This window comes from Klebsiella sp. SWET4, from assembly GCF_024296565.1.
Classification (GTDB): Bacteria; Pseudomonadota; Gammaproteobacteria; order Enterobacterales; family Enterobacteriaceae; genus Klebsiella; species Klebsiella variicola.
The window spans coordinates 184268-210525 of the sequence record NZ_JANCOB010000006.1 but is presented as its reverse complement, the minus strand read 5'-3'; the positions used below and the strand labels follow the sequence as shown (position 1 = coordinate 210525).

Below are 26258 nucleotides of genomic sequence, written 5' to 3'. Positions count from 1 at the left end.
GGTACTGCTATTCCGCCGTCGAACCCCTTATAATGTGGGGTTTTACTACCGTGGAGGTTTGCGTGCTGTCTGTTTCCACTGCGCTGGCCCGTTTGCAAGACGGCCTGGGTGAGTCTTTTCCAGACTCGCCCGGCACGCGAATTATCGATATTGCCTTTCCGCTGAATGATGCCTTCGATCCGCTACTATGGTGCGGCCAGCAGGCGCAATGGCCGCAGTTTTACTGGCAGCAGCGCAATGGCGATGAGGAACTGGCGACGCTGGGGGCGGTAAAAACCTTTCCCTCGCTCGACGCGGCCAACCGCTTTTTACGCCAGACCGGGCGGCAGAATCTGCGCATCTGCGGCCTGAACGCGTTTGAACCGCAGCAGGGCAGACTGGTGCTGCCGCGTCTGGAGTGGCGCCGGTGCGGCGGCAGGGCCGTGCTGCGGCTGGTGCTGCATAGTGATATCTCCCTGCGTGAGGATGCCGCGACGGCCCGCGTGTTTCTCGCCAGTCTGACCACCACTCAGGCGACCCCTGGCGCTATCCCGCCGCTACTGAGCGAGCGCCATTCATCTGACTATTCTCAATGGCAGGCAATGATTGCGCGGGCGACTAAGGCGATTAGCGCCGGTGAAATGGATAAAGTGGTACTGGCGCGGGCAACCGACCTGCAGTTTGCCGCGCCGCTGGACGCCGTGAGCATCATGGCGGCCAGCCGCCGCAGCAATCTTAACTGTTTTCATTTCCTGATGGCGTTTAATGCCCGGCAGGCATTTTTCGGCTCCACGCCGGAACGGCTGTGGCGCCGGCGCGGCGCGCTGCTGCGCACCGAAGCGCTGGCAGGGACCGTCGCGAACCATCAGGAAGACGCGAAGGCGCAGCAACTGGCCGACTGGTTGATGAAAGATGACAAAAACCAGCGGGAAAATATGCTGGTGGTAGAGGATATCTGCCAGCGCCTGCAGAGTGAGGCCTCGACGCTGGACGTCCTGCCGCCGCAGGTGGTGAGACTGCGTAAGGTGCAGCATCTCAGGCGCTGCATCTGGACCGAGCTGGCGGCGCCTGACGACAGCCGCTGTCTGCTGCAGCTGCAGCCCACCGCCGCAGTGGCCGGCCTGCCGCGTCGGGCGGCGCTGGCATTCATTCAGCGCCATGAACCCTTTGCCCGCGAATGGTATGCCGGGTCCGCCGGCTATCTGTCGCTGGCGCAAAGCGAGTTTTGCGTGGCGCTGCGTTCGGCGAAAGTGGACCACGACACCCTGCGGTTGTATGCCGGAGCGGGGATCGTCAGCGGCTCCGATGCGCAGCAGGAGTGGCAGGAGATTGACAACAAAGCGGCCGGGCTGCGCTCGCTGCTGTGTCCATAAGGCGGGAATGACGATGCATATCAAAACGTCGTCACTTTGCCTTATCTATACTTAGCATCAATATTTGATACCGGACAATTTCATGTCAGTAAGCGCATTTAACCGACGCTGGGCGGCGGTGATCCTGGAAGCTTTAACGCGCCATGGCGTGCAGCATATCTGCATCGCGCCGGGTTCGCGCTCGACACCCTTAACCCTGGCGGCGGCGGAAAACCGCGCCTTTATCCATCATACCCATTTCGACGAACGCGGCCTCGGCCACCTGGCGCTCGGCCTGGCGAAGGCCAGCCGGCAGCCGGTGGCGGTGATAGTCACCTCCGGGACCGCCACCGCAAACCTCTATCCGGCGCTGATTGAGGCGGGCCTCACCGGCGAAAAGCTGATCCTGTTGACCGCCGACCGTCCACCGGAGCTGATCGACTGCGGCGCGAACCAGGCGATCCGCCAGCCCGGAATGTTTGCCTCCCATCCGTCGCAGACGATTTCTCTGCCGCGTCCCTCGCAGGATATTCCTGCCCGCTGGCTGGTCTCAACCATCGACCAGGCGCTGGGGGCGCTGCACGCCGGCGGGGTGCATATCAACTGTCCGTTCGCCGAACCGCTGTATGGCGATATGGATGAGACCGGCGTGGAGTGGCAGCAGCAGCTCGGCAACTGGTGGCAGAGCGATAAACCCTGGCTGCGTCAGGCGCTGCAGTTAGAGAGCGAGAAGCAGCGCGACTGGTTCTTCTGGCGGCAAAAACGCGGCGTCGTCGTGGCGGGGAGAATGAGCGCCGCGGAAGGGAAAAAAGTGGCTGAGTGGGCGCAAACTCTCGGCTGGCCGCTGATCGGCGATGTCCTGTCGCAGACCGGGCAGCCGCTGCCGTGCGCCGACCTGTGGCTGGGCAACGGTAAAGCGGTCAGCGAACTGGCGCAGGCGCAGATCGTGGTGCAGCTCGGCAGCAGCCTGACCGGCAAACGCGTCCTCCAGTGGCAGGCGACCTGTGAGCCGGATGAATACTGGCTGGTGGATAATCTGCCAGGCCGCCTCGACCCGGCGCAGCACCGCGGCCGCCGTCTGCTCGCCAGCGTTGAGCGCTGGCTTGAGCTGCATCCGGCGGAAAAACGTCAGCCGTGGGCGACGGTGATCCCACAGCTTGCCGGGCAGGCGTGGCAGGCGGCGGTTGCCAGCAATGAGCCTTTTGGCGAAGCGCAGCTGGCGCAGCGTATTCGGCGCTATCTGCCGGAGCAGGGGCAACTGTTTGTCGGTAACAGTCTGGTGGTGCGCCTGATCGACGCCCTGGCGCAGCTACCGGCCGGGTATCCGGTTTACAGCAACCGCGGCGCCAGCGGGATTGATGGTTTAATCGCCACCGCCGCCGGCGTGCAGCGCGCCAGTGCGCGGCCGACGCTGGCGATCGTCGGCGATCTGTCGGCCTTATACGATCTCAACTCGCTGGCCCTGCTGCGCCAGGCGTCGGCGCCGCTGGTGCTGATCGTGGTGAATAACAACGGCGGACAGATTTTCTCCATGCTGCCGACGCCGCATGACGAGCGCCGTCAGTTCTATTTAATGCCGCAGGACGTGGATTTCAGCCACGCGGCGGCGATGTTCGGCCTGGCCTATCATCGTCCTGATGACTGGCAGTCGCTGGATGAGGCGCTGGCGGGCGCCTGGCGCAGGGCGGGGGCGACGGTGATTGAGCTGGCGGTCAACGAGACTGACGGCACGCAGACTCTCCAGCAACTGCTGGCGCAGGTAAGCCGCCTGTGATACTCAGCGCGGCGGTCGACAATGGTCAGTCAGGTTATCCCTGGCTGGTGTTTCTGCACGGGTTTTCCGGCGACCGCGACGAGTGGCGGGGGGTGGGCGACGCCTTTCCCGCGTGGCCGCGGCTGTATCTCGATCTGCCGGGCCACGGCGGCTCCGCGGATATCGCGGTGCAGGACTTTGCCGGGGTCAATACTCTGCTGCTGGCTACGCTTAATAGTTACAACATCCTTAACTACTGGCTGATTGGCTACTCACTGGGCGGCCGGGTGGCGATGAACTTCGCCTGTCAGCCGCGTGCGGGCCTGCGCGGCCTGATCGTTGAAGGCGGCCATCCTGGCCTGCAGGATGCAGAAGCGCGGCTGGCGCGACGCAGCAATGACCGCGCCTGGGCAGAACGTTTTCGCCGCGAACCGTTAGCGCAGGTCTTCGCCGACTGGTATCAGCAACCGGTTTTTGCCTCACTGAATGCGGTGCAGCGCGCGTCATTGGTTGCCTTACGTAGCCGCAATAACGGCGCCACGCTGGCGGCGATGCTGCAGGCAACCTCCCTTGCCGGGCAGGCCGATCTGCGCGCGCCTCTGCAGGCTCGCGATTTTCCTTTTCACTACCTGTGTGGCGAACGCGACGCGAAGTTTCGCGCCATCGCGCAAGCGCTCGCTGCCGATACCCATATCATTCACCATGCCGGACACAACGCGCACCGGGACAACCCCGCCGCGGTGATTGCTTGTCTGGCGCAGATTCTGGCAAGTTAACTGAAGGACATTCTATGATCTCTCTTGATGAAGCAATGCTCTATGCCCCTGTGGAATGGCACGATTGTTCCGAAGGCTATACCGATATTCGCTATCACAAATCGGCCGACGGGATTGCCAAAATCACCATCAACCGCCCACAGGTACGCAACGCCTTCCGCCCGCTGACCGTCAAAGAGATGATTCAGGCGCTGGCGGATGCCCGCTATGACGACAATATCGGGGTGATTGTCCTGACCGGTGAAGGTGAGAAAGCCTTCTGCGCCGGCGGCGACCAGAAAGTTCGCGGCGACTACGGCGGCTATCAGGACGACTCCGGCGTTCACCACCTTAACGTGCTCGACTTCCAGCGCCAGATCCGCACCTGCCCGAAACCGGTGGTGGCGATGGTAGCCGGCTACTCTATCGGCGGCGGCCACGTGCTGCATATGATGTGCGATCTGACCATCGCGGCGGACAATGCCATCTTCGGCCAGACCGGGCCTAAAGTCGGTTCGTTTGATGGCGGCTGGGGCGCCTCCTATATGGCGCGTATCATCGGGCAGAAAAAAGCGCGCGAAATCTGGTTCCTGTGCCGTCAGTATGACGCCCAGCAGGCGCTGGACATGGGGCTGGTGAATACCGTAGTTCCGCTGGCGGAGCTGGAAAAAGAGACCGTGCGCTGGTGCCGTGAAATGCTGCAAAACAGCCCAATGGCGCTGCGTTGCCTGAAAGCGGCGCTGAACGCCGACTGCGATGGCCAGGCCGGTCTGCAGGAGCTGGCGGGTAACGCCACCATGCTGTTCTACATGACGGAAGAAGGGCAGGAAGGCCGCAACGCCTTCAACCAGAAACGTCAGCCGGACTTCAGCAAATTTAAACGGAATCCATAATGCGCGTTTCGCAGGTTTACCGCTGGCAGATCCCGATGGACGCGGGCGTGGTTCTGCGCGAACGGCGGTTAAAAACCCGCGACGGGCTGTTCATCCGCCTGCAGGAGGATGAACGGGAGGGCTGGGGGGAAATTTCTCCCCTGCCGGGATTCAGTGACGAGACGCTGGAAGAGGCGCAAACGGCGCTGCTGGCGTGGGCGCAGGCCTGGCGCGACGGCGCGGAACCGCCGCTTCCCACACTGCCTTCTGTCGCTTTTGGTATTAGCTGCGCGCAGGCGGAGCTTTACGGCGAACTACCGCAGGCCGCGGATTATCGCGCGGCGCCGCTCTGTTCCGGCGATCCGGATGAGCTGTTCGCCAAACTGGCGGCGATGCCCGGCGAGAAAGTCGCTAAGGTGAAAGTGGGGCTGTGGGAGGCGGTACGCGACGGCATGGTGGTTAATCTGCTACTGGAAGCCATCCCCGATCTCCAGCTGCGGCTGGATGCCAACCGGGCGTGGACGCCGCTTAAAGCGCAGCAGTTCGCCAAATACGTCAATCCCGCATATCGCCAGCGCATTGCGTTTCTTGAGGAACCCTGCAAAACGCGGGAGGACTCGCGGGCCTTTAGCCGCGAGACGGGGATCGCTATCGCCTGGGATGAAAGCCTGCGCGAGGCGGATTTCCGCTTTGTCACGGAGCCCGGCGTGCGCGCGGTGGTGATCAAACCGACGCTGACCGGCAGTGTGCAAAAGGTTCAGCAACAGGTCGCCGCGGCACACGCCCTGGGGCTGAGCGCGGTGATTAGCTCGTCAATCGAGTCCAGCCTCGGGTTAACCCAGCTGGCGCGGGTTGCCGCCTGGCTGACGCCGCAGACCATCCCCGGACTCGATACGCTGGCGCTGATGAGCGCCCAACTGGTACGGCCGTGGCCGGAAAGTACGCTGCCGATGATCAACATTGATGCGCTGGAGCCGCTGCTGTGATGTTTTCCGACTGGCCATGGCGCCACTGGCGCCAGTTACGCGGTGAGGCGCAGGCGTTACGCCTGAACGATCGGCTGCTGACCTGGCGTGAGCTATGCGCGCGGGTTGACGCGCTGGCGGCCGGCTTTGCCGCGCAGGGCGTTATGGAAGGTCAGGGCGTGGCGCTCCGGGCCTACAACCAGCCGGAGACGCTACTCGCCTGGCTGGCATTGCTGCAGTGCGGGGCGCGGGTGTTGCCGCTGAATCCGCAGCTGCCAGAGGTGTTGCTGCAGGAACTGCTGCCTGCGTTAACCGTCCAGCATCAGCTGGTGCTGAATGGTGCTGCGCTGCCGGGGGATTTACCGGCGTTAACTCTGCAGGCGGCCGAAGGCGTCCATGCCGTTTGCTGGCATGGCGAACGGCTGGTGTCGATGACGTTAACCTCCGGCTCAACCGGCCTGCCGAAAGCGGCGGTACATAGCGCCAGCGCCCATCTGGCCAGCGCCGCTGGCGTGCTGGCGCTGATGCCGTTTGCCGCAGAAGACGACTGGCTACTGTCGCTGCCGTTGTTTCATGTCTCCGGGCAGGGGATCATCTGGCGCTGGCTGCTGGCCGGCGCGCGAATGACGGTGCGCGACAAGCAACCGCTGGCGCAGATGCTGCAGGGCTGTACCCATGCTTCGCTGGTGCCGACTCAGCTGTGGCGCCTGCTGAATGATGATGCTGCGCATTCCCTCAAGGCGGTGCTGCTCGGCGGCGCAGCGATCCCGGTCGAATTGACTGAGCGTGCACTCGCGCAGGGAATACGCAGTTTCTGCGGCTACGGCCTCACCGAGTTCGCTTCCACGGTCTGTGCCAAAGCGGCCGACGGCGCGGCGGATGTGGGCGAACCGCTGCCGGGGCGGGAGGTGAAAATTGTCGCCGGCGAGATCTGGCTGCGGGCGTCGAGTATGGCGGCGGGTTACTGGCGCGACGGTCAGTTATTGCCATTAACCAATGATGAAGGCTGGTTTGCGACACGCGATCGCGGGGAATTACACAATGGTCGGCTGACGGTGGTTGGGCGACTGGATAATCTTTTTTTTAGCGGCGGCGAAGGTATTCAACCGGAAGAGGTCGAGCGCGTGATACTCGCATATCCAGCGGTACAACAGGTGTTTATTGTACCGCTGGATGATGTCGAATATGGTCAACGCCCGGTCGCGGTGGTGGAATGCGATGACGGCTGCGAGTTGAGCGCGCTGGCGACATGGAGCGCTGAGCGGTTAGCGCGCTTCCAGCAGCCAGTGCGTTGGCTACGGCTGCCGGACACGTTAAAGAACGGTGGGATTAAGATTTCCCGTCAGGCGCTGCGCGAATGGGCCAGACAGCAGACGTATGCGACCGTATCGTAGCCACCCGCCATATCCCGCGGCATAACGCCGGGTGGGTTGAACGCGGTATGCTGGACTAAAGTAGCCCTTTCTGGCTGAGAGTCACGCGGATGGCGGCATTGAGATCGTAGTTTTTGAGATCGTCGGCTTTGACCCAGGCGTAATTGTCAAACTCCTCGTTGATCGTCACGTCGCGATTGGCGCTGACGCAGTCGAAGATCAGGTAGATCATATAGATCGTTTCCTGCCGACCATCCGGGTAAGTTTTGACGCGGGTATCATCGCGAAAGCTCCACGGCGCGATATGGGTAAGGATGAGTTTTTCGCCAAGCTCTTCGCGTATTTCCCGCCGCAGCGCCTCTTCAATACGCTCCCCTGGCTCCACGCCGCCGCCGGATAAGGCCCATTGCCCGGGAAAAACACCGCGGTCGGCGGCCATTTTGCAGAGCAGATACTGACCTTCATTCTGGATAAGCGGGCAAACAATCGTCCTTTGGCGCATGGTTTTTCTCCTTCACAGGGGGCGGTATGCCGATGAAATAGTTTGCGAGCCGCCTCGGTAAACCGCAAGCGAAATGCGGCCCTGGCCCTGTTGAGTGTTAAGTTAGGTGAAAATAATCGCATGGAGTTTCGCCATGGACAGGGCGCCCCATTCCCCGCATGACGCCGTATTTAAACACCTGTTGTCGCACCGGGCGACGGCAAAGGACTTCCTTGACATTCATCTCCCCGGACCGCTGCGTGCGTTATGCAATCTGAATACGCTGCAACTGGAATCAGGGAGCTTTATAGACGATGAGCTACGAGCGAGTCATTCCGATATCCTTTACTCGCTGCAAACGCAGGCGGGGGAGGGCTATATCTATCTGTTGATTGAGCACCAAAGCTCGGCGGACCGCCATATGGCCTTTCGCCTGATGCGTTATGCCATCGCCGCGATGCAACGTCATCTGGATAAGGGGCATACGCAGCTGCCGCTGGTTATCCCCCTGCTGTTTTATCATGGCCGCGTTTCGCCCTGGCCGTACCCGATGTGCTGGCTGGCAGGCTTTGCCGATCCGGACGTTGCGCGGCGGATCTATGGTGATGATTTTCCCTTAATCGATATCACCACCACCCCGGATGATGAAATCATGCGCCACCGGCGCGTGGCGATGCTGGAGCTGCTGCAGAAGCATATCCGCCAGCGCGACATGATGGACCTGCACGAGCAGCTGGTCAGCCTGTTAGCACTGGGATACACTAGCCGCAGGCAGCTAAAGACGCTGCTGCATTATCTGTTACAGGCAGGAAATGCCGCCGATCCGGTCGCTTTTTTGCGCCATCTTGCGCAAAGCGTTCCCCGGCGGTCGCACAAGGAGACGCTCATGAATATTGCCCAGTTTCTGGAACAACGCGGCCATCAGCAAGGGTTAAAGCAAGGTCTGCAACAAGGTCTGGAGCAAGGTGAGCAGCAGACCGCGGAGCGTATTGCCCGGGCGATGCTCGCTAACGGGCTTGACCTGTCGCTGGTGGCGAAACTGACCGGCCTCGCCCCGGAATGTCTGGCCCGGCTGCAGCATTAATTATTCCCTTATCCACCCGCGCCGCGCCGATCGTGCGGCGTCAGTTCTCTGTTTTCGTCAATGTGTCAGCGTTAATCATAATAAACATGAATATTCATGGCGCTGAACGGGCGGTTCGTTATTCCGACAACGCCCGATGCCATAAAAAAACGCAACTGGTTACACTCTTGTGAAAATTCATTTCGCCAGGTCATTGATTCCTGACGGGTGCGCAGTAGAATTTTCAGGTTTTTTCGGGACTTCTTTGATTTTAATTTTCTGGATAGAGTAAATAATGAAAAAAAGCATTTTTATGGCGCTGGCTGGCGTCATGCTGGTTTCTTCCGCGGCCCATGCGATCAGCGTTACCGGTGAAGCAGGCGAGCATTACACCAATCTTGGCGTCGGGTTTGGCACGGAGTCTACCGGCCTGGCCGTTTCCGGTAACTGGCTGCATAGCGATAACGACGGCGACGCCGCGGGTTTAGGCCTGGGGCTCAATATTCCGCTGGGGCCGTTCCTCGCGACCGTGGGCGGTAAAGGCGTATACACCAACCCGAAACAGGGCGATGAAGGTTATGCAGCAGCGGTCGGCGGCGGCCTGCAGTGGAAAATTGGCGACAGCTTCCGCCTGTACGGCGACTACTACTACTCGCCGGATTCCCTCTCCAGCGGCATTGACAGCTATCAGGAAGCTAATGTCGGCGCCAGCTGGACCATCATGCGTCCGCTCAGCATCCAGGCAGGCTATCGCTATCTGAACCTGGCGGGCAAAGATGGCAACCGCGATAACACCATCGCCGACGGCCCGTACATCGGCGCCAGCGCCAGCTTCTAATCTCCTCCGGCGCGGTATCTTCTTGCCGCGCCAGATTTTCCTCCTCGTCAGCATCCCGCTTTGCGTTATAGTATTTGCCACCTGGCAGGCAAGGAGTGAGCAATGTTGAATGTGGAAATGCTGTCCACTGGCGATGAAGTGTTGCATGGTCAAATCGTTGATACCAATGCGGCATGGCTGGCGGATTTCTTTTTTAATCAGGGGTTACCGTTAACGCGCCGCCATACCGTTGGCGACGATCTTGATGCGCTGGTGGCGATTCTGCGCGAACGCAGCGAACAGGCGGATGTGCTGATCGTTAACGGCGGCCTTGGGCCGACCAGCGACGATCTGAGCGCGCTGGCCGCCGCCACCGCGAAAGGCGAAGGGCTTATTTTGCATCCGGAGTGGCTGGAAACCATGACCCGTTTCTTTGCCGAGCGCGGCCGGCCGATGGCGGAAAGTAACCGCAAGCAGGCGGAAATCCCCGCCAGCGCCGAGATGATCAATAACCCGGTCGGCACGGCCTGTGGCTTTGCCGTTCAGCTCAACCGCTGCCTGATGTTTTTCACCCCCGGTGTACCTTCTGAATTTAAGGTGATGGTCGAGCAGGAGATTTTACCGCGTCTGCGTCAGCGCTTTACGCTGCCGGAACCGCCGGTATGCCTGCGTTTGACCACCTTTGGCCGCTCGGAGAGCGAGCTGGCGCAAAGCCTCAATCCGCTGACGTTACCGCCTGGCGTGGTGATGGGTTACCGTTCGTCGATGCCGATTATCGAACTCAAGCTAACCGGACCGGCTGACCAGCGCGACGCCATGCTGGCCCTGTGGCCGGAAGTCCGCAAGGTGGCTGGCGACAGTCTGATTTTCGAAGGCACGGAAGGGTTACCGGCGCAGATTGCGCGCTGCCTGCAGGAGCGGCAGCTGAGCCTGACGCTCAGCGAGCAGTTTACCGGCGGCCTGCTGGCGCTGCAGCTGTCCCGCGCCGGCGCGCCGCTGCTGGCCAGCGAAGTGGTTCCGGCACAGGAGGAGACGCTGGCGCAGGCGGCTCGCTGGGCGGCCGAGCGGCGAATAAACCATTTTGCCGGCCTGGCCCTGGCGGTGAGCGGCCAGGAGAACGATCATCTTAACGTGGCCCTGGCCACCCCGGACGGCACCTTCGCGCTGCGCGTGAAGTTCAGCGTCACCCGCCACAGCCTGGCGGTACGCCAGGAAGTCTGCGCCATGATGGCATTAAACATGCTGCGTCGCTGGCTGAATGGTCAACCGCTGGCCAGCGAACATGGCTGGATTAACGTGGTGGATTCCCTCTCGCTGTAAGTCGTTTCCCCCGGCGCGCGGGCTTCTCCCGGGCGCCGGTTGTCCAGCCTGTTGTACTCTCCTGAAAAAAATCTGTGCGTTAGGTCGCAATATTCTGCACTACATCGTCCAGCATACGGGAAAACGATTGCCCCGCGATGCCGCTCACACTTTACCGCCCGCACAATCGCAACACTGATTCCAGTATTAAGGATTGGAGTCCAGTATGTTGGAATCAACAAAAGTCCCGGCGCTGACCCGCGCGATTGAGATCCTCAATTTAATCAGCCGCATTGGCCCCTGCAGCGCAGCCACCATCATTGCCGAACTGGGGATCCCGAAAAGCACGGTTTATCTGCTGCTGGGCGAGCTAAAAAAACAGCGCTTCATCAGTATGGATAATCAGGATAACTACTGCCTGTGGACCAAGCTGGTGGAGCTGGCCGGGCAGGCGCTGAGCAAAATGGATCTGCGCGAGCTGGCGCGTCCGCGCCTCACCCGACTGATGGATGAGTGCGGTCTGCTTTGTCATCTGGGCATCATCGATCAGGGTAACGCCTACTACATTCTTAAAATTGAGTCTCCCGCCACCATTAGCGTGCGTTCGCACGAAGGCAAGAGCCTGTCGCTTTATCGCTCCGGGATCGGCAAATGTTTGCTGGCCTGGCAGCCCGCCAGCGTTCAGGCGTCGATTATCGACGACCTGCAGTGGGAGCGGGCCACGCCAACGACCATCACCGATGCTCAACAGCTGCGGGAAGAGCTGGGGCGGATCCGCGCCCGAGGCTGGAGCTTTGATAATGGCGAGGACTATCCGGATGTGCGCTGTGTCGCCGCGCCGGTGTTTAACGCCAATAACGACCTGACCGCCGCCATCTCGGTGGTGGGCACCCGTCTGCAAATCAATGAAGACAATCGCGATTATCTGGCCGGTAAGGCGATTGCCTGCGCGAAAGATATTTCCCGTCTGCTGGGGTGGAAAAGCCCCTTCGAACAACTCGCCTCATCATAAGGAGAACATCATGACCCTACCGAAAATTAAACACGTCCGTGCCTGGTTCATCGGCGGCGCCACGGCAGAGCAGGGCGCCGGCGGCGGCGATTACCACGACCAGGGGGCTAACCACTGGATTGACGATCATATCGCCACCCCGATGAGCAAATATAAAGAGTATGAGCAGTCCCGGCAGTCGTTTGGCATCAACGTGCTGGGGACGCTGATTGTGGAAGTGGAAGCCGACAACGGACAGACCGGCTTTGCGGTGTCGACGGCTGGGGAGATGGGCTGCTTTATCGTGGAAAAACATCTCAACCGCTTTATCGAAGGCAAATGCGTCAGCGATATCAAACTGATCCATGACCAGATGCTTAACGCCACCCTTTACTACGCGGGATCCGGCGGCCTGGTGATGAATACCCTCTCCTGTGTCGACCTGGCGCTGTGGGATCTGTTCGGGAAAGTGGTTGGCCTGCCGGTCTACAAACTGCTGGGCGGGGCAGTGCGCGACGAAATCCAGTTCTATGCCACCGGCGCGCGTCCGGACCTGGCGCAGGAGATGGGCTTTATCGGCGGTAAAATGCCTACCCACTGGGGGCCGCACGATGGCGACGCCGGGATCCGCAAAGACGTCGCCATGGTGGCTGACATGCGTGAAAAATGCGGCCCGGATTTCTGGTTAATGCTGGACTGCTGGATGAGTCAGGACGTTAACTATGCCACCAAACTTGCCCATGCCTGCGCCCCTTATAACCTCAAGTGGATCGAAGAGTGCCTGCCGCCGCAGCAGTATGAAGGCTATCGCGAGCTGAAGCGCCAGGCGCCGGCCGGGATGATGGTGACCAGCGGCGAGCACCACGGCACACTGCAGTCCTTCCGCACCCTGTCGGAAACCGGCATCGATATTATGCAGCCCGACGTCGGCTGGTGCGGCGGCTTAACCACCCTGGTGGAGATCGCGGCCATCGCCAAAGCGCGCGGGCAGCTGGTGGTGCCCCACGGCTCGTCGGTGTACTCCCATCATGCGGTGATCACCTTCACCAACACGCCGTTCAGCGAGTTTCTGATGACCAGCCCGGACTGCGCCACGCTGCGTCCGCAGTTCGACCCGATCCTGCTCGGCGAGCCGGTGCCGGAGAGAGGGCGCATTCATAAATCGGTCCTGGATAAACCCGGCTTTGGCGTCGAGCTCAATCGCGACTGCAACCTGAAGCGTCCTTATCAACACTGATTGCGTCGGGCCGCCCGGCGGCCCGCGCCTGAGGATATTATGATGAGCAACACTCTGCTGGAGAGCGTGGTGAAGAAAAACCGCGCCCGCTTAATCCCCTTTATGCTGGCGCTGTACGTGCTGGCGTTTCTTGACCGTTCGAATATCGGTTTCGCCAAAGAGACCTACCAACTGGATACCGGGCTCAGCAATGAGGCCTACGCGCTGGGGGCGGGGATTTTCTTTGTGGTCTATGCCTTCCTCGGGGTGCCGGCCAATCTGCTGATGCGCAAATTTGGCGCCAGAAAATGGATCGGCTGCACCACGCTCCTGTGGGGCGTGCTGTCGGCGGCGATGGCGTGGGCGGATACGGAAGCGAAATTCCTGCTGGTACGTACCCTGCTGGGCGCGGCGGAGGCGGGCTTCTTTCCCGGAATGATCTACCTCACTTCGCAGTGGTTTCCCCAGCAAAACCGCGCCAGCATTATGGGGCTGTTTTATATGGGGGCGCCGCTGGCCCTGACGCTGGGATCGCCTTTATCCGGTGCGCTGCTGGAGATGCATGGGTTTATGGGCCATCCCGGCTGGTTCTGGATGTTTGTCATTGAAGGCTTGCTCGCCGTCGCCGCGGGAGCGTTCACCTTCTTCTGGCTGGACGATTCGCCGCAGCATGCCCGCTTCCTGAGCATGGAGGAGAAACAGGCGCTGATAAGCGAGCTGGCGCGCGAGGAGGAGAAAAAGATTGCCTCGCGCCTGTCCGATGCGCTGCGTAACGGGCGGGTCTGGCAGCTGGCGCTGATTTATCTGACCATTCAGGTGGCGGTCTATGGTCTGATTTTCTTCCTGCCCACCCAGGTTGCTGCGCTGCTGGGCACCAAAGTTGGCTTCGTTGCCTCGGTGGTGACGGCTATCCCGTGGGTGGCAGCGCTGTTTGGCACCTGGCTTATCCCTCGCTACTCCGATCGCACCGGCGAGCGGCGCAATATTGCCGCCCTGACGCTGCTGGCGGCGGCGGTCGGGATTGCGGTGTCCGGACTGGTGGCGCCGGTGCTGGCTATCATCGCGCTGTGCGTGGCGGCGGTTGGGGTGATTGCCGTGCAGCCGGTCTTCTGGACGATGCCGACGCAGCTGCTGTCCGGCACAGCGCTGGCCGCCGGGATTGGCTTTGTTAACCTGTTTGGCGCCATCGGCGGTTTTCTGGCGCCGATCGTGCGCGTGCAGGCCGAAAATTTGTTCGCCAGCAGCGCCGCCGGACTGTTAACCCTGGCCGGCGTCGCCATTGTCGGGGTGGTCATTATCTTTTCATTGAGCCTTACCCGCGCGGTACCCCAGCGCGGCAGCGTACAGCATTGAATAAAGGAATCGCTATGAACGCACTGTTATCTAACCCCTTCAAACGGGGATTATTACGCGGTGAGACGCAAATCGGCCTGTGGCTGAGCTCCACCTCCTCCTACATGGCCGAGATCGCCGCGACCTCGGGATACGACTGGCTGCTGATCGACGGCGAGCATGCGCCGAACACCATTCAGGACCTTTATCATCAGCTTCAGGCGATTGCCCCCTACGCCAGCCAGCCGGTCATTCGTCCGGTCGAGGGCAACCGCAGCCTGATAAAACAGGTGCTGGATATTGGCGCCAGAACGTTGCTGGTGCCGATGGTCGATACCGCCGAGCAGGCGCGGGAGGTGGTCTCAGCGACCCGTTATCCGCCCATCGGTAGCCGCGGTGTTGGCGCTGGCGTGGCGAGAGCGGCGCGCTGGGGAAGGATAGAGAATTATATGGCGGAGGCGAATGACGAACTCTGTCTGCTGATACAGGTCGAGAGCCGAACCGCGCTGGAGAATCTGGACGCGATTCTTGAGGTGGACGGCATTGACGGGGTGTTTATCGGTCCGGCGGATCTTTCCGCCTCACTGGGTCACCCGGACGATGCCGGCCATCCTGACGTGCAGCGGGTGATCGAGCAGAGCATCCGGCGCATTCGCGCGGCGGGGAAAGCGGCCGGATTTCTGGCGGTCGACCCGGCGATGGCAGAAAAATGTCTTGCCTGGGGGGCCAACTTCGTCGCCGTCGGGGTGGACACCATGCTGTACACCGAGGCGCTGGACCGCCGGCTGGCGATGTTCAAACCCACCTGCGCCCAGCCGCAGGAGAAAGCGAGCTATTAACTATTGATGGCGGAGGCTGGCGCTGGGCTCAGGCGAGCGCTTGCGCCAGTACCGTCAGCGGATGCTCGCAGCGTTTGCGGGTGGACATCTCAATCTGCCACTTGCAGGTCTCGCAGTCGGTCACGACGATGTCGGCGCCGCTCTCCTCAATCTGGCGGAACAGCGGGGCGCCGATAGCCTGGGATACCGCATAATTCTCAGTTTTAAACCCGTAGGTGCCCGCGATGCCGCAGCACTGTGAATCCAGCACCTCCAGCTGCAGGCCGGGGATCAGCCGCAGCAGCTCGAGGGTATACAGCGACCAGCCCATCTTTTCCATATGACACGGGGTGTGATAGACCACCTTCAGCGGCAGCCGGCGCAGCGGTAGCGTCTTGCCGGCATCCAGCTGTTTCCAGATCCAGCGGGTGGCCAGCTCGACCCGATCGCGAAGATCGCTGTTGTCGACATCGAGGAGATGAGGGTATTCATCACGTAGCGTAAAGGTGCAGGTCGAGGAGGTGGCAATGATCGGCAGCGTGTTTTCCCGCATCGCAGCGACGTTACTCTGCGCCTGTTTACGCGCCTTGTCGAAAAAGCCGTTGGCGATCAGCGGCACGCCGCAGCATTTTTCCTTCGATAACAACTGCACACCGGTACCCAGCGCGTTGACGACGCGGATCAGATCCTTACCCAGTTGCGGGTGGTTATAGTTGACGTAGCAGCCATGAAAGAAGACCACCTGCTCAGGATACTGCGCCTGTCTGGCCGCGAGCTGGCGGTAAGCGCGGCGGAAGGTGCCGAAGCCATATTTCGGCAGCGTACGTCGGTGATCGATTTTCAGCGCCGCGTCGAGCAGGCGGCGCACCGGTTTTAAACCGGTCGTGGCGTTGACCAGGGGGGCAAAGGGAGTGGAAAGGGTGCCCATCAGGTCGGTATGGCTGAGGATGGCGTCGCGCAGGGTCGGCTTTTGCTGGCCGTACTGTGCCCGGGCGCGCTGAATAATATCGCCAATTTTCACATCCGACGGACAGGCAACCTCACAGCGCTTGCAGTTAATGCAGTACTTCAGCGCCTCATCGTACAGCGCGCCATCCTTCAGACGCAGGCGTTCGCCGTCCGGCCCCGCCTGTTTCGGCCCGGGATAGCGTGGATTGACCCGACTTACCGGGCAGGTGGTGGTACAGACCGTGCACTTAATGCAGCTTTCAAAACGGGTATCGTTCATGGCCGGCCTCCGGCAAGGGCGTGGATCTGTCTGGCGGCGTGCAGCGCGGTGACGGCGCAGACACCGCCGCCACAGCCGAGCTGAATAGCATCGAACCCGCCGAGCAATGAGCCAATGGCGAACAGATTATGGAACGGCTGCCCATCCAGCAGGGGGCGCAGCAGGGCATCGGTTTTCACGCCGAACCGCTGCCACGGTTGTGAGGCGAAGAAATCGCGCTGGTACCAGCTTTCCCGTGGCAGGGTGTGCTGCAGATCGAGGCCGAGGATCGGCTCGCGCACGCTATCGCGAGTGGCAACAAGACCGTTGCTGAAAAAGCTGCCGCTGGCCAGCACGGTGAAACGCGGACGCAGTGCGACATCGCCGTGATTTCGCGTCCAGACGGCCTCGACGGCGTCCTGCTGATGGCTGATTTTCACCACTTCATCGCCAGCAAGCCAGGTGCCGCCCTCACGAATGAACTGGCGTTGCAGCTGAGAATGTAAACGCATCCCCGGCACCGAAGGCGGCAGCGTCGGCAGCAAACGCAGCGGGCAGGGCAGACGCGTCTGCAGCCAGCGGTACAGGCGATCGTCGGCGAGGCCAAAACAGGCGGGCATGATCAGCAGGTCATGCTGCTGCGCCAGCGGCAGCAGCGCTGCATGCAGGGCCGGCCATAGATTCTCATCATCCAGCACGCGGGCGATGTTAGCGGCGCGAAACTCGGTGGGGTTGTCACGCAGCACATCCAGCAGCGGTAACTCGATTTCCACCGCCGCGGCGGTAACTCCGTGTTGACCGAGTGCAGCGGCGGCGAGATATGGCTGAAAATCAGCAAAACCGCTAACCCCTACCAGGCATACGTGTTGCTGCGCGAAGGGTGCCAGCGGAACCTCTTCCGGCGACAGCCACGCCGGTCGCAACGTCCCCAGCGGGGTCACCCGCAGATGAGGTTGGCGCGCTTCGCCTTGCATGTTCGCGCCGCAGGCGGCCAGCAGGGCTTCGGTCTGTGTCGCGTATTCGAGTACCGCCCCGGCGCCGAGCCGGGAATAAGGGTGTTCAGGAAGCTGTTCAGCGAGTTGCTGCAGACCTTGTGCGACGTCAGTAACGTTATCGCCGTTCGGCAGCGCCGAGAGCAGGTCTAACGACGCGGAGGAAAAATGCAGCGCGCTCTGCCCGCGGCTGATAATGACGCTGCGCAGGCCGTACTGATTCAGCGCCAGCCCGCACAACAGGCCGGCGAGCCCGCCGCCGACAATTGCGCAATCAAACTTCATCCTGGTGCTCCTGTGGCAGTCCGCACAGGCCGAGGTAGACCCAGCGGGTAAATTCGCTTTCGCGCAGTGCATCGCCCCAGGCGATGGGCTGAACGCCCTTCCAGCGTTCATTGAGAAACGCCGAGAGCTGGGTTAATGACTGCGCGGGGGTGGTGACGTTAAAGCGCTGCAGCAGTCCGGCAGCGCGGCAGGCGCAGAGTTCCCCCTGGCAGGTGCCCATGCCAATCCGGGTGCGGCGGCGCAGGTCGAGCAGGGTGTTGACCGCCAGGTTTTCCACCGCGTATTTCACTTCGCCAGCGGTAACGGCTTCGCATTCGCAGACCAGGCTACGGTGCTGGCGGCTATCGCCAAGCCAGGCCGGAGTGCGATCGCCGTGACGGTAGACGGCCGAGCCGCGCAGCGGGGTGGGGAGGGAGATAATTTTTTGCAGGGTACTTTCCGTTGGCTCCTGTGAACCGGGCAGCGGGGTCTCGGCCGTGCTACAGGGGGTGGTGTTTCCCAGCTTACGACAGACGGCGTCGGTGGCCCACTCGGCCATCAGGCGATAGGTCATCAGCTTGCCGCCGGTGATAGTAATGAAGCCTTCCATACCGTCACGCTGGGCATGGTCGAGCAGGACGATGCCGCGGCTGACGCTGCGCCCGCTGGGATCGTTATCGCTGGCCACCAGCGGGCGGACGCCGGAGTAGGCGCGGAGGATCCGGGTGCGGCCCATGATCGGCGCCAGCTTTTCGCCTTCGCGCAGCAGGGTATCGACTTCCGCCGTCGTTACCCGGTTGTCGTCAATGTCGTCATAAGGAATATGCATTGAGGTGGTGCCGATCAGCGAGATGGTATCCCCGGGCACCAGAATATCGGCGTCGGCCGGCTTACGGCAGCGGTTGATCACCAGGTTGTTAATCCGGTGGTCAAGGATCAACAGCGATCCCTTCGCCGGGAACATGGTGATGCGCAGGTCGGCATATTCCGCAATGCGCTGCCCCCAGATCCCGGCGGCGTTAACCACCACCCCGGCGTACAGCGTGCGGGCCTGGTGAAGTTGGCGGTCGTATACCTGAACGCCGCAGACGCGATCGCCCTGGCGCAGCAGGCCTGTTACTTCGCAGCCGGTAAGGATCTGCGCGCCGTGTTCGCGGGCGTCGAGCATATTGGCTGCGGTGAGGCGAAACGGGTCGATGGTGCCGTCCGGGACCTGCACCGCGCCCAGCAGCGTCGGGTTGACGGCGGGCTCCTGGCGCAGCGCGTCCTGCGGCGAGAGCGGCGTGGCCTCTATGCCAGCCTGCTGACAGGCGTCGATAAAGGTTTGCTGCCAGGCCATGTCATCTTCAGGCAGGGTGATAAACAGCCCATTGGTCGGTTCAATGCAGTGGCGGGCGATGCGGCGCAGGATGCGGTTCTCACTGATGCATTCGCGGGCGGATTCGTTGTCGGTCACCGCATAGCGGGCGCCGCTGTGCAGCAGTCCATGATTACGGCCGGTGGCCCCGGTGGCGATATCATGGCGCTCAATGAGCAGCGTGCGTAATCCGCGCCGGGCGCAGTCGCGGGCGATACCGGCGCCGGTTGCTCCGCCGCCGATGATAATGACCTCGCTATCAAGACGTCCCGTCATCTTCAGCTCCTCTGCTTTCGTTTAACGCCATTTAGCCACAATTCATAAGGTTATTGTTTGATTTCGAGCATATTCGCGCGTTATTTGAGCGTGTTATGTGATTTCGTGCTCACATTAGAACGTTTTGTCATATTTCTGTAACAAATTGTGCGATGTTTCACAGTATCAACTCTACGTATTGCCTACCATCGCGACCATATTTGAAGTTGGTGATTAATCTGGGATTTTGTCGTGACGTCAGTAGAAAACAGCAAGGGCCACGGAGGCTGATATGTTAAGTATTTTTAAACCCGCCGCGCATAAAGCGCGTTTGCCAGCAGCGGAGATCGACCCGCTGTATCGTCGATTACGCTGGCAGATTTTTATTGGCATCTTTTTTGGTTATGCCGCTTACTATCTGGTTCGTAAGAACTTTGCCCTGGCGATGCCTTATCTGATTGAGCAGGGCTTCTCCCGTGGCGACCTCGGTTTCGCCCTTTCCGGCATCTCCATCGCCTACGGATTTTCGAAATTCATCATGGGCTCGGTCTCTGACCGCTCGAATCCGCGCATTTTCCTGCCGGCCGGCTTGATCCTCGCCGCGCTGGTGATGTTGGTGATGGGCTTCGTGCCGTGGGCGACTTCCAGCATCATGATTATGTTCGTATTGCTCTTCCTTTGCGGATGGTTCCAGGGGATGGGCTGGCCGCCGTGTGGTCGTACCATGGTGCACTGGTGGTCGCAGAAAGAGCGCGGCGGGATTGTCTCGGTGTGGAACTGCGCGCATAACGTCGGCGGCGGTATTCCGCCGCTGCTGTTCCTGCTGGGGATGGCGTGGTTTAACGACTGGCACGCGGCGCTGTATATGCCGGCTTTCGGCGCGATCCTGCTGGCGATTTTTGCCTTCGCGATGATGCGCGATACCCCGCAGTCCTGCGGTCTGCCGCCGATCGAAGAGTATAAAAACGACTATCCGGATGACTATAGCGAAAAACACGAAGAAGAGCTGACGGCGAAGCAGATCTTTATGCAGTACATTCTGCCGAACAAGCTGCTGTGGTACATCGCTATCGCTAACGTCTTCGTTTATCTGCTGCGCTACGGCATTCTCGACTGGTCGCCGACCTACCTGAAAGAGGTCAAACACTTCGCGCTGGATAAATCCTCCTGGGCCTACTTCCTCTATGAGTACGCGGGGATCCCGGGCACGCTGCTGTGCGGCTGGATGTCGGACAAAGTGTTTAAAGGCAACCGCGGCGCGACCGGCGTGTTCTTTATGACCCTGGTGACCATCGCCACTGTCGTTTACTGGCTGAACCCGCCGGGTAATCCGGGCGTGGATATGGCCTGTATGATTATTATCGGCTTCCTGATCTACGGCCCGGTGATGCTGATCGGTCTGCATGCCCTCGAGCTGGCGCCGAAAAAAGCCGCCGGTACCGCCGCGGGCTTCACCGGCCTGTTCGGCTATCTTGGCGGTTCCGTGGCGGCGAGCGCCATCGTCGGCTACACCGTCGATTTCTTCGGCTGGGACGGCGGCTTCATGGTGATGATCGGCGGCAGCGTGCTGGCGGTTATCCTGCTGGTTATCGTGATGCTTGGCGAGCGTCGTCATCATCAACAACTGAAACAAGCCTAAGGAGCGACGATGAACATGAAACTCACCGCGCTAATGAGCGGCATGATTTTGGCCAGTTCGGCACTGTGCTTCAGCGCTGTCGCAGCGGAGAAAATGGTCATCGCCCACCGCGGCGCCAGCGGGTATCTGCCGGAACATACCCTGCCGGCGAAAGCGATGGCTTACGCTCAGGGGGCGGATTACCTTGAGCAAGATCTGGTGATGACCAAAGACGACCGGCTGGTGGTGTTACACGACCATTATCTCGATCGGGTGACTGACGTTGCGCAGCGTTTCCCGCAGCGGGCGCGTCAAGATGGCCGTTTCTACGCCATCGACTTTACCCTGGCCGAGATTAAGTCGTTGAAGTTTACCGAAGGTTTTGAGCCGAAAAATGGTAAGAACGTGCAAACCTATCCCGGGCGTTTCCCGATGGGCAAATCCGATTTTCGTATTCATACCTTTGAAGAGGAGATTGAGTTTGTCCAGGGGCTGAACCATTCGACGGGTAAAAATATCGGTATCTACCCGGAAATCAAAGCGCCGTGGTTCCACCATCAGGAAGGGAAAGATATTGCTGCCAGTACCCTGAAAGTGCTGAAGGAGTATGGCTATACCAGCAAGCAGGATAAGGTTTATCTGCAGTGCTTTGACGCCAACGAGCTCAAACGCATCAAAAATGAGCTGGAACCGGAGATGGGCATGGATCTCAATCTGGTGCAGCTCATCGCCTACACCGACTGGAATGAAACTCAGCAGAAACAGGCGGACGGTAAATGGGTGAACTACAGCTATGACTGGATGTTTAAGCCGGGAGCGATGGCGCAGATCGCGCAGTACGCCGACGGTATCGGCCCGGATTACCATATGCTGGTAGCGGAAGGCTCGAAGCCGGGCGCGGTGAAGCTGACGGCGATGGTGAAAGAGGCGCATGCCAGCCATCTGCAGGTGCATCCGTACACCGTGCGCGCGGATCAGTTGCCGGAGTACGCCACTAACGTTAATCAGCTCTATGACCTGCTGTATCACCAGGCGGGCGTCGACGGCTTGTTTACCGATTTCCCGGATAAAGCGGTGCAGTTCCTGAACGCTAAACGCTAAAAAGCCGGGTGGCGGCTACGCCTTACCCGGCCTACGGTCTGGCTGAAACTGCCGGTGTTGGTGGCCTCAAAATCGCTGAGACGTTCCCGGCAGGCCGGGGCAGCCCGCATGGATGCGGCCAGAGCCCGGGAGTACAGAGGGCGGCGGCGACTGGCCGCCCTCTGTGCGCTCCCTGCGCCACGGAAAACATATTGCATAAAAATTAACCGGGAGCGCAATATCCTCTGAAGCGACACGCGATAAACGTTTTTCTCAAGCGAAAAAGTTGCAAACCGATAACAGTATCTACGAACTGCGGTTTTGTAGGTCAGGTAAGCGTAGCGCCACCTGACAAGACTACATCTCGATCTCAATATCGCCTTTCGCCCGGCAGCAGCAGGGCAAAATTTCCCCCGGCTGGATAAAGGCCAGCGGCTCGGTCAGCCAGTCAACCTGGCCGGAAACCAGACGCGTGCGGCAGGAACCGCAATAGCCTTCGCGGCACTGATACTCGACGTCGATATTATGCGACTCCAGCGCCGCCAGCAGGGAAGGATGTTCATCCTGACACTCAAGGCGAGTGTCAGAGATTTTCAGGAAAATCCGCTTCATTACAGCTGGAAGTTGCTCAGGTCGTCGGCATCGACTTCAGAATCGATCTGGCCGACGAGATACGAGCTGACCTCTACTTCCTGCGGCGCCACCTGGACGTTATCGGAGACCAGCCAGGTGTTGATCCATGGGATTGGGTTGGAGCGGGTCTGGAATGGCAGATCGAGGCCCACTGCCTGCATGCGGATATTGGTGATGTACTCGACGTACTGGCAGAGAATATCTTTGTTCAGGCCGATCATCGAGCCGTCGCGGAACAGATAGTCCGCCCACTCTTTCTCCTGCTGCGCCGCCAGCACGAACAGGTCATAGCACTCCTGCTTGCACTCTTCGGCGATTTCCGCCATCTCCGGATCGTCGCTGCCGGAGCGCAGCAGGTTCAACATATGCTGGGTGCCGGTCAGGTGCAGCGCTTCATCGCGAGCGATCAGGCGGATAATTTTGGCGTTACCTTCCATCAGCTTGCGCTCGGCGAAAGCGAAGGAGCAGGCGAAGCTAACGTAGAAGCGGATCGCTTCCAGCGCGTTGACGCTCATCAGGCACAGATAGAGTTTCTTTTTCAGCTCGCGCAGATTCACGGTCACGGTTTTGCCGTTGACGGTGTGGGTGCCTTCGCCCAGCAGGTGCCAGTAGCTGGTCATTTCGATCAGCGAATCGTAATAGTGAGAGATGCCTTCCGCACGTTTCTGGATCTGCTCGTTGGTCACGATATCGTCGAACACGGTCGCCGGATCGTTGACGATGTTGCGGATGATATGGGTGTAGGAGCGCGAGTGGATGGTCTCGGAGAAGGCCCAGGTTTCCACCCAGGTTTCCAGCTCCGGGATGGAGATCAGCGGCAGCAGCGCGACGTTCGGGCTGCGGCCCTGGATGGAGTCGAGCAGCGTCTGGTACTTCAGGTTGCTGATGAAAATATGTTTTTCATGTTCCGGCAGCGCCTGGTAGTCGATGCGATCGCGCGAAACGTCAACCTCTTCCGGACGCCAGAAGAAGGAGAGCTGCTTTTCAATCAGCTTTTCAAAGATGTCATATTTTTGCTGATCGTAGCGGGCCACGTTAACCGGCTGGCCAAAAAACATCGGTTCCAGCAGCTGATCGTTTTTCGTCTGTGAAAAAGTGGTGTATGCCATTGAAGTGAGTCCTGTTGAAATGTATTGCCCGGCGGTACTGCATTGGCCGGGCCTACACAATCGTAGGCCGGGTAAGCATCGCGCCACCCGGCAAAAATAACTTAGATCTTACAAGCGCCGCTTTCGCAGCCATCGTCCTGGATGGACGGGGCCAGGTCATCCTGAGCGTCTTCTGCGCCATCACGGGTGTTGTGATAGTACAGCGTTTTGACACCGAATTTATAGGCGTTGAGCAGGTCTTTGAGCAACTGCTGCATCGGCACTTTTCCGGACGGGAAGCGCGTCGGATCGTAGTTGGTGTTGGCAGAGATCGACTGGTCGATAAACTTCTGCATGATACCCACCAGCTGCAGATAACCGTCGTTGTTCGGCATTTCCCACAGCAGCTCATAGGCGTTCTGCAGATTTTCGTAATCCGGCACCACCTGGCGCAGGATACCGTCCTTGGACGCTTTGATACTGACGTGGCCGCGCGGCGGCTCAATGCCATTGGTGGCGTTGGAGATCTGCGACGAGGTCTCGGACGGCATCAGTGCGGAGAGCGTGGAGTTACGCAGACCGTGGGTTTTAATGGATTCGCGCAATGCTTCCCAGTCGAAGTGCAGAGATTCGCTGACGATGCCGTCCAGGTCTTTCTTATAGGTATCGATCGGCAGGATACCCTGCGCATAGGTGGTTTCATTGAACCACGGGCAGGCGCCCTGCTCGATAGCCAGCTCGTTGGAGGCCTTCAGCAGGTAGTACTGAATCGCTTCGAAGGTTTTGTGCGTCAGGTTGTTGGCGCTGCCGTCGGAGTAGCGTTTGCCATGCTTCGCCAGATAGTAAGCGAAGTTGATCACGCCGATGCCCAGCGTACGACGCCCCATCGCGCCGCGTTTGGCGGCCGGGATCGGGTAATCCTGATAGTCCAGCAGCGCATCCAGGGCACGCACCGCCAGCACCGCCAGCTCTTCCAGCTCGTCTAGGCTGTCAATCGCGCCGAGGTTGAAGGCCGACAGGGTGCACAGCGCGATTTCGCCGTTTTCGTCGTTGACGTCTTCCAGCGGTTTGGTCGGCAGGGCAATCTCCAGGCACAGGTTAGACTGACGCACCGGGGCGACCACCGGATCGAACGGGCTGTGGGTGTTGCAGTGGTCGACGTTCTGGATATAGATGCGGCCGGTAGAGGCGCGCTCCTGCATCATCAGCGAGAACAGCTCAACGGCTTTAATACGCTGCTTGCGAATGCTGTCGTCCTGCTCGTACTGGGTGTACAGGCGCTCAAACTCGTCCTGATCGGCAAAGAAGGCGTCATACAGGCCCGGGACATCGGAAGGGCTGAACAGGGTAATGTCGCCGCCTTTCAGCAGACGGGTGTACATCAGTTTGTTGATCTGCACGCCGTAGTCCATATGACGAACGCGGTTGGCGTCGGTACCACGGTTGTTTTTCAGCACCAGCAGGCTTTCCACTTCCAGATGCCACATTGGGTAGAAGAGGGTCGCCGCGCCGCCGCGAACGCCGCCCTGCGAGCAGGATTTCACCGCGGTCTGGAAATGTTTATAGAATGGAATGCAGCCGGTGTGGAAGGCTTCGCCGCCGCGGATCGGGCTGCCCAGCGCGCGAATGCGCCCGGCGTTGATGCCGATACCGGCGCGCTGGGAAACGTATTTCACAATCGCGCTGGAGGTGGCGTTGATGGAATCCAGGCTGTCGCCGCACTCGATCAGCACGCAGGAGCTGAACTGACGGGTTGGGGTGCGCACGCCGGACATGATTGGCGTCGGCAGCGAGATTTTAAAGGTCGATACCGCGTCGTAGAAACGCTTAATGTAGTCCAGACGGGTTTCGCGCGGGTAGTTAGAGAACAGGCAGGCAGCCACCAGAATATAGAGGAACTGTGCACTCTCATAAATTTCGCCGGTAACGCGGTTTTGTACCAGATACTTGCCTTCCAGCTGCTTAACGGCTGCGTAGGAGAAGTTCATGTCGCGCCAGTGGTCGAGGAAACCGTCCATCTGCTGGAACTCTTCTTCCGTGTAGTCTTCCAGCAGATGATGATCGTATTTACCCTTCTCGACCATCTTCACCACGTGATCGTAGAGCGCCGGCGGCTCAAACTGGCCGAAGGCTTTTTTACGCAAATGGAAAATCGCCAGACGCGCGGCGAGGTACTGGTAATCCGGCGCGTCGCGGGAGATCAGATCCGCAGCGGCTTTAATAATGGTTTCGTGGATGTCCGCGGTTTTGATGCCGTCATAGAACTGGATATGAGAGCGCAGCTCTACCTGGGAAATCGAAACGTTATTCAGTCCTTCTGCCGCCCAATCCAGTACGCGATGGATTTTGTCGAGATTGATGCGCTCGGTGGTCCCGTCGCGCTTTGTCACCAGCAGACTCTGATTCATGTGGATTTTACCTGTCCGTGAAAGAAAATATCCCCCGTTTATCCACAGAAGGCCGTTGTGACTAACTCTGTGGATAAATACTATATGTAGGGGGTTGTCGATAAAAGAAACGCTATATGGTGAGTATTTTAGTAAGGAATCTTTTGAGTACAAGGGTTGATTTTGACGTTAAATTGAGGTTGCGGAAGGGTAATAATCCGCAAGTCCACGTCGCATAAGGCCTGGAGAAGAAGTCAATAAAACAGAAAAAAAAATGAAAATTTGATCGAGTGCTGATTTCTTCATCGGAA

The 26258-nt window shown here is 59.8% G+C and carries 22 protein-coding genes; 15 read left to right on the top strand and 7 right to left on the bottom strand.

Annotated features, from left to right (window positions below):
* The first annotated feature begins 62 nt into the window (after nt 1-62).
* The 6 genes from menF (at nt 63) to menE (ending at nt 7070) form a co-directional block, all read left to right on the top strand.
* Nucleotides 63-1352, top strand: coding sequence for an isochorismate synthase MenF (gene menF, locus NKJ21_RS15810; protein ID WP_023323053.1), 1290 nt, complete (start codon nt 63-65; stop codon nt 1350-1352).
* A gap of 82 nt (nt 1353-1434) precedes the next feature.
* Nucleotides 1435-3105, top strand: a complete 1671-nt coding sequence (gene menD / locus NKJ21_RS15805; RefSeq protein ID WP_032733388.1) for a 2-succinyl-5-enolpyruvyl-6-hydroxy-3-cyclohexene-1-carboxylic-acid synthase — start codon at nt 1435-1437, stop codon at nt 3103-3105.
* Nucleotides 3102-3860 (top strand): 2-succinyl-6-hydroxy-2,4-cyclohexadiene-1-carboxylate synthase, encoded by a 759-nt coding sequence (menH, locus tag NKJ21_RS15800; RefSeq protein WP_094955064.1) that lies wholly within the window; start codon nt 3102-3104, stop codon nt 3858-3860. The genes menD and menH overlap by 4 nt, the downstream gene beginning before the upstream one ends.
* A gap of 14 nt (nt 3861-3874) precedes the next feature.
* Nucleotides 3875-4732 (top strand): 1,4-dihydroxy-2-naphthoyl-CoA synthase, encoded by an 858-nt coding sequence (menB, locus tag NKJ21_RS15795; protein WP_254732989.1) that lies wholly within the window; start codon nt 3875-3877, stop codon nt 4730-4732.
* Entirely contained in the window at nt 4732-5697 is a 966-nt protein-coding gene (gene menC / locus NKJ21_RS15790) for an o-succinylbenzoate synthase (RefSeq protein WP_094955065.1), read from the top strand. Before menB ends, menC begins: the two co-directional genes overlap by 1 nt.
* Nucleotides 5694-7070, top strand: coding sequence for an o-succinylbenzoate--CoA ligase (gene menE, locus NKJ21_RS15785; protein ID WP_049157185.1), 1377 nt, complete (start codon nt 5694-5696; stop codon nt 7068-7070). Before menC ends, menE begins: the two co-directional genes overlap by 4 nt.
* Nucleotides 7071-7125: 55 nt before the next feature.
* Here menE and nudI read toward each other — a convergent pair whose 3' ends face one another.
* On the bottom strand, nt 7126-7551 hold the full coding sequence (gene nudI, locus NKJ21_RS15780) for a nucleoside triphosphatase NudI (RefSeq protein ID WP_254732987.1): 426 nt from the start codon (nt 7549-7551) through the stop codon (nt 7126-7128).
* 133 nt (nt 7552-7684) lie between these two features.
* Between nudI and NKJ21_RS15775 the strand changes: the two genes are divergently transcribed.
* The 7 genes from NKJ21_RS15775 (at nt 7685) to yfaU (ending at nt 15087) form a co-directional block, all read left to right on the top strand.
* A complete protein-coding gene (locus tag NKJ21_RS15775; RefSeq protein ID WP_032733383.1) occupies nt 7685-8614 on the top strand; it encodes an Rpn family recombination-promoting nuclease/putative transposase in 930 nt (309 codons plus the stop codon).
* Between the two features lie 274 nt (nt 8615-8888).
* Nucleotides 8889-9431, top strand: a complete 543-nt coding sequence (locus NKJ21_RS15770) for a YfaZ family outer membrane protein (RefSeq protein ID WP_004201712.1) — start codon at nt 8889-8891, stop codon at nt 9429-9431.
* A 102-nt stretch (nt 9432-9533) separates the two neighbouring features.
* The gene (locus NKJ21_RS15765) at nt 9534-10730 is read left to right on the top strand and encodes a nicotinamide mononucleotide deamidase-related protein YfaY (RefSeq protein WP_008803962.1); all 1197 of its coding nucleotides are present in this window, start codon (nt 9534-9536) and stop codon (nt 10728-10730) included.
* 205 nt (nt 10731-10935) lie between these two features.
* Complete coding sequence (locus NKJ21_RS15760) at nt 10936-11721, top strand: IclR family transcriptional regulator (RefSeq protein ID WP_008803963.1); 786 nt, start codon at nt 10936-10938, stop codon at nt 11719-11721.
* 10 nt (nt 11722-11731) lie between these two features.
* Nucleotides 11732-12937, top strand: a complete 1206-nt coding sequence (gene rhmD, locus NKJ21_RS15755) for an L-rhamnonate dehydratase (RefSeq protein WP_016161581.1) — start codon at nt 11732-11734, stop codon at nt 12935-12937.
* A gap of 42 nt (nt 12938-12979) precedes the next feature.
* The gene (locus NKJ21_RS15750; RefSeq protein ID WP_008803965.1) at nt 12980-14269 is read left to right on the top strand and encodes an MFS transporter; all 1290 of its coding nucleotides are present in this window, start codon (nt 12980-12982) and stop codon (nt 14267-14269) included.
* Between the two features lie 14 nt (nt 14270-14283).
* Nucleotides 14284-15087 carry a 2-keto-3-deoxy-L-rhamnonate aldolase gene (gene yfaU / locus NKJ21_RS15745; protein WP_164728645.1) on the top strand — a complete coding sequence of 268 codons (804 nt, stop codon included), beginning with the start codon at nt 14284-14286 and terminating at the stop codon, nt 15085-15087.
* A gap of 28 nt (nt 15088-15115) precedes the next feature.
* On the opposite strand, the gene glpC is transcribed toward yfaU, so the two are convergent.
* Genes glpC through glpA form a run of 3 tightly spaced genes read right to left on the bottom strand, consistent with a single transcriptional unit; the run spans nt 15116 to nt 19162 of the window.
* Nucleotides 15116-16294: an anaerobic glycerol-3-phosphate dehydrogenase subunit GlpC gene (gene glpC, locus NKJ21_RS15740; protein ID WP_008803967.1), complete on the bottom strand. Its 1179-nt coding sequence runs from the start codon at nt 16292-16294 to the stop codon at nt 15116-15118.
* Nucleotides 16291-17550: a glycerol-3-phosphate dehydrogenase subunit GlpB gene (glpB, locus tag NKJ21_RS15735; protein ID WP_164728646.1), complete on the bottom strand. Its 1260-nt coding sequence runs from the start codon at nt 17548-17550 to the stop codon at nt 16291-16293. The genes glpC and glpB overlap by 4 nt, the downstream gene beginning before the upstream one ends.
* Nucleotides 17540-19162, bottom strand: coding sequence for an anaerobic glycerol-3-phosphate dehydrogenase subunit A (glpA, locus tag NKJ21_RS15730; protein WP_022064823.1), 1623 nt, complete (start codon nt 19160-19162; stop codon nt 17540-17542). Before glpA ends, glpB begins: the two co-directional genes overlap by 11 nt.
* 271 nt (nt 19163-19433) lie before the next feature.
* On the opposite strand from glpA, the gene glpT reads away from it, so the two are divergent.
* Complete coding sequence (glpT, locus tag NKJ21_RS15725; RefSeq protein WP_002913019.1) at nt 19434-20780, top strand: glycerol-3-phosphate transporter; 1347 nt, start codon at nt 19434-19436, stop codon at nt 20778-20780.
* A 9-nt stretch (nt 20781-20789) separates the two neighbouring features.
* Nucleotides 20790-21860 carry a glycerophosphodiester phosphodiesterase gene (glpQ, locus tag NKJ21_RS15720; RefSeq protein WP_023323046.1) on the top strand — a complete coding sequence of 357 codons (1071 nt, stop codon included), beginning with the start codon at nt 20790-20792 and terminating at the stop codon, nt 21858-21860.
* 336 nt (nt 21861-22196) lie between these two features.
* Here glpQ and yfaE read toward each other — a convergent pair whose 3' ends face one another.
* From yfaE to nrdA, 3 genes are all read right to left on the bottom strand, one after another.
* Nucleotides 22197-22451, bottom strand: coding sequence for a class I ribonucleotide reductase maintenance protein YfaE (gene yfaE, locus NKJ21_RS15715; protein WP_002913017.1), 255 nt, complete (start codon nt 22449-22451; stop codon nt 22197-22199).
* The gene (gene nrdB, locus NKJ21_RS15710) at nt 22451-23581 is read right to left on the bottom strand and encodes a class Ia ribonucleoside-diphosphate reductase subunit beta (RefSeq protein WP_004140835.1); all 1131 of its coding nucleotides are present in this window, start codon (nt 23579-23581) and stop codon (nt 22451-22453) included. The genes yfaE and nrdB overlap by 1 nt, the downstream gene beginning before the upstream one ends.
* Nucleotides 23582-23682: 101 nt before the next feature.
* Entirely contained in the window at nt 23683-25968 is a 2286-nt protein-coding gene (gene nrdA, locus NKJ21_RS15705; protein ID WP_008803972.1) for a class 1a ribonucleoside-diphosphate reductase subunit alpha, read from the bottom strand.
* Between the last annotated feature and the right edge of the window lie 290 nt (nt 25969-26258).

Excerpts from the sequence above, each read along its gene's own strand:
- NKJ21_RS15775 (WP_032733383.1), top strand. The coding sequence starts at position 7,685 with ATGGACAGGGCGCCCCATTCCCCGCATGACGCCGTATTTAAACACCTG.
- yfaU (WP_164728645.1), top strand. The coding sequence starts at position 14,284 with ATGAACGCACTGTTATCTAACCCCTTCAAACGGGGATTATTACGCGGT.
- menC (WP_094955065.1), top strand. The coding sequence starts at position 4,732 with ATGCGCGTTTCGCAGGTTTACCGCTGGCAGATCCCGATGGACGCGGGC.
- NKJ21_RS15770 (WP_004201712.1), top strand. The coding sequence starts at position 8,889 with ATGAAAAAAAGCATTTTTATGGCGCTGGCTGGCGTCATGCTGGTTTCT.
- nudI (WP_254732987.1), bottom strand. The coding sequence starts at position 7,551 with ATGCGCCAAAGGACGATTGTTTGCCCGCTTATCCAGAATGAAGGTCAG.
- glpT (WP_002913019.1), top strand. The coding sequence starts at position 19,434 with ATGTTAAGTATTTTTAAACCCGCCGCGCATAAAGCGCGTTTGCCAGCA.
- glpQ (WP_023323046.1), top strand. The coding sequence starts at position 20,790 with ATGAACATGAAACTCACCGCGCTAATGAGCGGCATGATTTTGGCCAGT.
- nrdB (WP_004140835.1), bottom strand. The coding sequence starts at position 23,581 with ATGGCATACACCACTTTTTCACAGACGAAAAACGATCAGCTGCTGGAA.
- menB (WP_254732989.1), top strand. The coding sequence starts at position 3,875 with ATGATCTCTCTTGATGAAGCAATGCTCTATGCCCCTGTGGAATGGCAC.
- glpA (WP_022064823.1), bottom strand. The coding sequence starts at position 19,162 with ATGACGGGACGTCTTGATAGCGAGGTCATTATCATCGGCGGCGGAGCA.
- yfaE (WP_002913017.1), bottom strand. The coding sequence starts at position 22,451 with ATGAAGCGGATTTTCCTGAAAATCTCTGACACTCGCCTTGAGTGTCAG.
- glpB (WP_164728646.1), bottom strand. The coding sequence starts at position 17,550 with ATGAAGTTTGATTGCGCAATTGTCGGCGGCGGGCTCGCCGGCCTGTTG.
- NKJ21_RS15750 (WP_008803965.1), top strand. The coding sequence starts at position 12,980 with ATGAGCAACACTCTGCTGGAGAGCGTGGTGAAGAAAAACCGCGCCCGC.
- NKJ21_RS15760 (WP_008803963.1), top strand. The coding sequence starts at position 10,936 with ATGTTGGAATCAACAAAAGTCCCGGCGCTGACCCGCGCGATTGAGATC.
- menD (WP_032733388.1), top strand. The coding sequence starts at position 1,435 with ATGTCAGTAAGCGCATTTAACCGACGCTGGGCGGCGGTGATCCTGGAA.
- nrdA (WP_008803972.1), bottom strand. The coding sequence starts at position 25,968 with ATGAATCAGAGTCTGCTGGTGACAAAGCGCGACGGGACCACCGAGCGC.
- NKJ21_RS15765 (WP_008803962.1), top strand. The coding sequence starts at position 9,534 with ATGTTGAATGTGGAAATGCTGTCCACTGGCGATGAAGTGTTGCATGGT.
- glpC (WP_008803967.1), bottom strand. The coding sequence starts at position 16,294 with ATGAACGATACCCGTTTTGAAAGCTGCATTAAGTGCACGGTCTGTACC.
- rhmD (WP_016161581.1), top strand. The coding sequence starts at position 11,732 with ATGACCCTACCGAAAATTAAACACGTCCGTGCCTGGTTCATCGGCGGC.